6 protein-coding genes are annotated in these 6701 nt (G+C 69.7%); 4 read left to right on the forward strand and 2 right to left on the reverse strand.

What is annotated here, in order from left to right; translation table 11 throughout:
* Both AB0M08_RS46975 and AB0M08_RS46980 read right to left on the reverse strand, forming a co-directional pair.
* The coding region (locus tag AB0M08_RS46975; RefSeq protein WP_364508746.1) for an acyclic terpene utilization AtuA family protein at positions 1-1334 on the reverse strand (1334 nt) is incomplete at its 3' end.
* A gap of 115 nt (positions 1335-1449) precedes the next feature.
* Positions 1450-2082: a TetR/AcrR family transcriptional regulator gene (locus AB0M08_RS46980; RefSeq protein WP_364508734.1), complete on the reverse strand. Its 633-nt coding sequence runs from the start codon at positions 2080-2082 to the stop codon at positions 1450-1452.
* Between the two features lie 111 nt (positions 2083-2193).
* Between AB0M08_RS46980 and AB0M08_RS46985 the strand changes: the two genes are divergently transcribed.
* From AB0M08_RS46985 to AB0M08_RS47000, 4 genes are all read left to right on the forward strand, one after another.
* Positions 2194-3168, forward strand: coding sequence for a LysR family transcriptional regulator (locus AB0M08_RS46985; RefSeq protein ID WP_364508736.1), 975 nt, complete (start codon positions 2194-2196; stop codon positions 3166-3168).
* 51 nt (positions 3169-3219) lie between these two features.
* On the forward strand, positions 3220-5028 hold the full coding sequence (locus AB0M08_RS46990; RefSeq protein WP_364508739.1) for a cellulose-binding protein: 1809 nt from the start codon (positions 3220-3222) through the stop codon (positions 5026-5028).
* Between the two features lie 265 nt (positions 5029-5293).
* Positions 5294-5761, forward strand: coding sequence for a hypothetical protein (locus AB0M08_RS46995; protein ID WP_364508741.1), 468 nt, complete (start codon positions 5294-5296; stop codon positions 5759-5761).
* Positions 5762-5897: 136 nt separating this feature from the next.
* The gene (locus tag AB0M08_RS47000; RefSeq protein WP_364508743.1) at positions 5898-6398 is read left to right on the forward strand and encodes a hypothetical protein; all 501 of its coding nucleotides are present in this window, start codon (positions 5898-5900) and stop codon (positions 6396-6398) included.
* Positions 6399-6701: the final 303 nt, after the last annotated feature.

The following is a 6701-nucleotide window of genomic DNA, read 5'->3' on the forward strand; positions in this document are numbered from 1 at the left end:
CCCCGTCGTCGCTGACCTGGTCCCTGTCCCGCCCCGAGACACCCCTCACCACCAGCCGAGACCGGGGCCTCGCCCTCCTGGCCGGCGCTCACGGGTGGGTGGGCCGGGGAAGGGATGTCGAGGCGGGTGCCGTCGGGGAGGACCGCGGTGTGCGGGACCGTGGACTGGGGGACGTAGGCCGCCTCGAAGACGCCGTACGGAACCGCGTCGGCCGGGGGCGTGGTCAGGTAGAGACCCGGGATGGAGGCCAGGGCCAGTTCGACGGCGGCGCTCGTGAACGCGCGTCCGACCATCGCCGGATCCGGGTCACGGACGTGGCAGTGCAGCAGGGCGGACGCCTCGGGCTGGGTGGCCGGGTCGGGGTGATCGGTGCGGGACAGGGACCAGGTCAGCGACGACGGGGCGTGACCGGCGAGCGAGCGGGTCAGCTGATCACGGATCCACGCCGCCTTCGCCGGGATGTCGAGTCCGGTCAGGACGAACGTCACGCTGTTGCGGTGCCCGGCCAGCCGGTTGAGGGCCACCTTGGTGCTCGGGGGCGGCGCGACGCCGCGTACGTGGGAAATCTTGATCTGCGAATGACCGATTTCGGCGAGCGAGAGGGAGTCCAGGCGCGCGGTCACGTCGGGGTTGAGGTAGGCCGGGGCGCCGATCTCGTAGACCAGCTGCGCCGTGACCGTATCGACCGTGACGGCGCCGCCGGTACCCGGATGCTTGGTGATCACTATCGTCCCGTCGGCGCTGATCTCGGCGAGCGGGAAGCCGAGCGGGCGGGACAGGTCGAGCGTGGTGAAGCCGGCGAAGTTGCCGCCGGTGGCCTGGGTGCCGCACTCCAGGACGTGACCGGCGACCACTCCGGCGGCGAGTTCGTCCAGGTCATCGTGGGTCCAGCCGAACTCGGCGATCGCCGGGCCGAGCGTAAGCGACGCGTCGGTGACCCGGCCGGTGACGACGATGCCGGCACCCTCGCGCAGCGCGGCGGCGATCCCGAACCCGCCGAGGTAGGCATTAGCGGTCAGCGCACCGGGGAACCCACGGTCGAGCAGTTCGTCGCCCTCCACATGCGCCACCGGGATGTCCACACCCTGCTCGGCGGCGAGCTCCCGGATCGCGGCGGCCAGCCCGGCCGGGTTGAGCCCACCGGCGTTGGTCACGATCCGCACGTTCCGGTCGCGGATGATCGTCAGGCAGTCGCGGAGCTGGCGCAGGAAGGTCCGGGCGTAACCGAGCGCCGGGTCACGGCGCCGATCGCGCCCGAGAATGAGCATGGTCAGCTCGGCGAGGTAGTCGCCGGTCAGGTAGTCGAGGGGCCCGCCCTCGAGCATCTCGCGCATCGCCGTGAAGCGATCCCCGTAGAAGCCCGAGCAGTTACCGATACGGATCGTTCCCACCCGGCCCTCCCCACCCCGGCTTGTGGTGAGGGCCACGCTAGTGAACTTGACAAAATTGTCAAGAGATCGATCTCAGCCCGATCGCGGCGGCCCAGAGGCGGGACATGTGCTCGACCACCTCGTTCTCGTCGAGCGGCTCGCGCAACGAGTAGATGACGTGCGCCATCTGCTCGACCATCGCACCGAGAGTGATCGCGGTCAGCCGCGGATCGAGTTCCGGGTTCGCCAGTCCGGCCTCCTGCAGCCGCCGCAGACCCTCCGCACCCCGGTGCACGTAGAGTTCCCGCACCTCAAGCAGCATCTGCCGGAGCGACTCGTCGGTGTCCGCGCCCTGCTCCACCATCCGCAGCACCCGCGACGCGTTCCGCCACGCCCGCAGGTACCCCCGGTTCGACTCCACGATGCGCACATACGGATCGTCAGCGGTGTCCGGCGCGACGAGACTCTCCGTGAACATCTGCTCGGCGACGATCCGCACGATCGAGCGCAGCAGGTCGTCCTTGGACTCGAAGTACGTGTAGAACGTCCCGTAGGAGACCCCCGCGGCGCCGGCCACCGCCTCGGGAGTGAAGCCGGTCCAGCCGCGCGTCTCCAGAATCTCCCGCCCGGCGACCAGCAGAGCGTCACGCGTGCGGCGGCCACGTTCGGTGACCGGCGCGACGGGCGCGGGCTTGGTTCGTGATCGGCCCATGCCCACCATCCTTACGCATCGACCTTTGCGTCACTCTCCGTCATCATCCTATCGTTCAGGGCAGGCACCGATTACTACCGAAGTATTAAGGTCAGCTGTATCGTTGGCCGCATGCTGGACCTTCACCGCCTCCGCGTGCTCCGGGCCGTCGTCGCGAGCGGCTCGGTGAACGCCGCCGCCGCGAACCTCGGCTACACCCCGTCCGCGATCAGTCAGCAGATGGCGGCGCTGCAGCGCGAAACCGGGCTGACCCTGCTGGCCCGCAGCGGCCGGGGCATCGAGCCGACCGCCGCCGGACTGGCGCTGGCCCGGCAGGTCGACGGCGTGCTGGCCCGGCTCGGCGAGGTCGAGGCGTTCGTCGGCGACCTGCGGGACGGGCGGACCGGGGCGCTCTCCATCGCCTACTTCGCCTCGGTCGGCGCGGCCTGGATGCCGGCCGTGGCGCGCGCCCTGCTGGACGAGTTCCCGCAGCTCAGACTCACCCTGGAGCTGCACGACGACCTGGTCGGCGACGCCGGGAAGCGGGTGGACCTCCAGATCGTGGTGGCGCGGCGCGACTTCGCCGGCACCCGCGAGGCCCGCGCGCACCACCTGGTCGACGACCCGTACCTGGTGGTCGTCCCGAACGGGCACCGATTGGCCGGGGCGGCGTCGGTCGGGCTCGCCGAGCTCTCCGCCGAGGACTGGGTGGACAACGACTTCGCCCGGGGCTGGTGCCGGCGGAACCTCCTCGAGGCGTGCCAGGCGGCCGGTTTCGATCCCCGGTTCCGGGTGGAGGCGCACGACTACCCGACCGCGCTGGCCTTCGTCGACGCGGGGATCGGGATCACCGTGCTGCCCGCGCTCGCCGCGGTCCGGCTGCCCGAGGGCGTGACGGCCGTACCGGTCACCTCGCCGACCCCGCTGCGCTCCATCTTCGCGCTCGTGCAGACCTCCGTCGCGTCGGCGGCACCCGCACAGCGGGCGCTGGAGATCCTCCGGAGCATTTCTGCAACAAACCTGCAAATGGAGTTTGTTGACTCCGCTCCGGCGCCGGTGGCAGATTCCAACTCGGAATATCCGTCCCCCACGGAAACCGCCGGATGACATCCCCAATCTTGCCCGGCGGCCTCCCTTCTTTTGAAGGAGCAATTTCGCATGGCACCGTCAATGCGCCGTGTGTACGGCGTGTGTGCCCTGGTCACGCTCGTGACCGCGGGCCTGTTCGTCTCGGTGGCCACCGCCGAGGCGGCAACCGTCTTCAGCGCCGACTTCGAATCCGGAAGCACCAGTGACTGGTCGAAATCGGGCGGCACGTGGTCGGTCGTGACCGATGGATCGCAGACCTTCCAGCAGTCCGACACCACCAGTGAACGCGCCCGGGAATTCGCCGGAACGACGAGTTGGACCAACTACTCCGTACAGGCGAAGGTCAAGGCCACCGCGTTCGGCTCCACCTCCGGTGTGGTCGCGCTGACCGCCCGCGCCAGCAGCGCCACCAAGATGTACCGGCTCTCGCTGACCGGCAGCAGCAAGGTTCAGCTCGAGGTGATGAACGGCAGCGCGGTCACCGTCCTGGCGAGCGCGAGCAAGACCATCTCGGCAAGCACGTTCTACACGCTGAAGCTCACCGTCAACGGGACCACGATCAGCGGCAGCGTGGACGGCACCAGCATCGGCTCGGCGACCGATTCCACCATCACCGCCGGTCGCATCGGCCTGCTGACCGAGTACGCCTCGGGCCGGTTCGACGACGTGGTGGTGGACGACGGCGGTTCGACCTCGACGTCGTCCCCCACCACGTCCGCGTCGGCGTCCGCCTCCGCATCGGCCTCCGCATCGGCCTCGGCGTCCCCCTCCACCAGCACCTCCCCCACCTCCGGCGCGATCTACGTGTCGCCGAGCGGGACCGACAGCGCGGCCGGGACCGTCTCCGCGCCGACCACGCTCACCTCGGCGATCACCCGGGTCGCGGCGGGCGGGACCATCTACATGCGGGGCGGCACCTACGCCTACTCGTCGACGGTGAGCATCGCGACCGGGAACGACGGCACCTCGTCGGCGCTGAAGACACTCTCCGCATACCCCGGTGAGACGCCGATCCTGAACTACTCGGCGATGGCCGAGGCCGACGCCAACCGGGGCCTCGCCCTCAACGGCGACTACTGGCACCTCTACGGCCTGATCGTCGAGTACGCCGGCGACAACGGCATCTTCGTCGGCGGCAGCAACAACACCATCGAGCGGGTGGTGACCCGGTTCAACCACGACACCGGCCTGCAGCTCTCGCGAACCGCCTCGACCACGGCCGCCGCTGACTGGCCGGCGAACAACCTGATCCTCAGCTCCGAGTCGCACGACAACGCCGACTCGGACGGCGAGGACGCGGACGGTTTCGCCGCCAAGCTCACGGTCGGCACCGGCAACGTGTTCCGCTACGACGTCTCGCACAACAACATCGACGACGGCTGGGACCTCTACACGAAGACCGACACCGGCGCGATCGGCCCGGTCACCATCGAGGACTCGCTCGCCTTCGGCAACGGCACCCTCTCCGACGGCAGCCAGGCCGGCAGCGGCGACCGCAACGGCTACAAGCTCGGCGGCGAGGACATCGCGGTCAACCACATCGTGCGCCGCAGCATCGCCTTCCAGAACGGCAAGCACGGTTTCACCTACAACTCGAACCCGGGCTCGCTCACCATCTCCAACAACCTGAGCATCGACAACACCGAACGCAACTTCAACTTCGACGACGGTACGTCGGTCTTCCGCACCAACACGTCCTGCCGTTTCAGCACCGACGGCGACGACGACCGCATCATCGGCGACGCCGACTCCACCAACCAGTTCTGGTCCGGCACCAACGGCTCCCGCTGCGCGTCCTACAGCGGCTCCTTGGCCTGGTCCTTCGCCTCCACCGGCAAGCTGGTGGTCACGATCGGCGGCACCACGGTCAGCCTGTAGCGGGTTTACGGGTGGCCGGGCCGTCAACGGGCCCGGCCACCCCGGCCGAGCAACCCGGAACCCCGCGCTTCTCCGGCTCCGAGAAGGCGCGGGACGTCACCGTACGTAAGCTCCTGCCGCCCCAGCGAGAAGGTCATGAACCCAAGCCAATGGATGGGTGCGACAGAAATATCGCCGCTCCCGAGCGCTGCGAAGGCGTACCGCACGTCACATTCGCGGAAGGGAGAGGCGGGCGACGATGACCACGCCCGGTAACGTCCGGGGCATGCGTGGATCCACCATCGCGGCCGCCGCCATCTGTACCCTGATGGCGATGTCCGGCTGCGCCAACTCTGACGAAAACGCCGGTTCCTCCGCCACCGCGGATGTGTCGGCGAGCTTTGCCGGGCTCGATGAGGGGACGGCCGCGGCCTGCACCCTGGCCTCGCAGGCGACCCTCGGCACCGACGGGCGGGACCTCGACGTGGACACCGGGAAGGACCTGGTCGCGCTCGGCAGGAAATCGCGGAGCACGATCATCACCGGGGCGACCACCGTGCTCGACGGCGCGGTGCAGAAGGCGGTCGCGGGCGCCGGCAACCCGGACGAGGCCGTGCTCGTGGCGGAGGTGAGCTCGGCGATCCTCAAGATCCAGGGCGTCTGCCAGGACACCTCGTCGCTGAAGTCGAGCATGACCACCGGCACGGAGGGCACCACGGTCGGCTCGGACAGCGACGGCGACCCCACCAAGTAGCAGCACCGGCGTCGGGGTCAGGATTCAGATCCCCTTCTTGACCCCGACCTTCCCGTACGCCGTGAAGATCCCACCCTTGCCCCGAAAAGGCCATCAATCGTCGTGATTAGATGCCGGGGTGTGAAACGATCCGTCGGTGGCGTCCCACCCCTCGCCCGCGGAGACCGGTCACCCGGCACGGCACTGGATCGCCCTGCTGGACCCGATCCGCAACCGGTACTCGTTCCTGGCCACCATGGCCGCGATCGCCATCATCACGTTCACCGCGATCATGGCGCTGGTCCAGCTCTCCCCGTCGGCGTACCTCAGTCCCGGCGACGGCGCGACGGTCGACCGCTGCGGCACGGTCTTCCGTGTCCGGGCCACGGTTCCGCCCGGTTCCCGCCTGGTCCAGTCCCTGCGGGCCGACGACGCCGCGGATCCGACCTACGCCACCGGTTTCGTCCCGAGCCCCGGCGACCCCGGCGTCCAGGAGCTGACCACGACCGTCGGCGGTCCCGACGACGGCGGCAAGGGCTTCACCGCGCACCTGTACCTGTCCCCGGTCGACGCCGAGCCCCCGACGTCCCTGACCAGCGTCCCGGACGGCGACCTGCACCTGACCCGCAGACCCGGCCCCGCCAACTGCCCGGGCTGACCCGCAGACCCGGCCCGCCCCCACCGCCCCGAGCTGACCCACAAACCCGGCCCGCCCCCACCGCCCGAGCTGACCCACAAACCCGGCCGCCCCACCGCCCGAGCTGACCCACCCACGCCAGCCGGGCGCGGGCCCGGGCAGCAGCCGCGCCGCCGCCTTCTGGCTGGCGCTCAGGGGTGCCTCGAGCCGGGTGACACACCCCTGAGCGCTGTGAGGATGATGGGGTGCTGTTCTGAGTCGTGGTTTGACTCGCCTGAACGCTGACGTCGATGTCCTGAGCTGGATCTGTCGACTACGGCTTGG

This window comes from Actinoplanes sp. NPDC051851, from assembly GCF_040681165.1.
Lineage (GTDB): Bacteria > Actinomycetota > Actinomycetes > Mycobacteriales > Micromonosporaceae > Actinoplanes.

Excerpts from the sequence above, each read along its gene's own strand:
- AB0M08_RS46995 (WP_364508741.1), top strand. The coding sequence starts at position 5,294 with ATGCGTGGATCCACCATCGCGGCCGCCGCCATCTGTACCCTGATGGCG.
- AB0M08_RS46990 (WP_364508739.1), top strand. The coding sequence starts at position 3,220 with ATGGCACCGTCAATGCGCCGTGTGTACGGCGTGTGTGCCCTGGTCACG.
- AB0M08_RS46985 (WP_364508736.1), top strand. The coding sequence starts at position 2,194 with ATGCTGGACCTTCACCGCCTCCGCGTGCTCCGGGCCGTCGTCGCGAGC.
- AB0M08_RS46980 (WP_364508734.1), bottom strand. The coding sequence starts at position 2,082 with ATGGGCCGATCACGAACCAAGCCCGCGCCCGTCGCGCCGGTCACCGAA.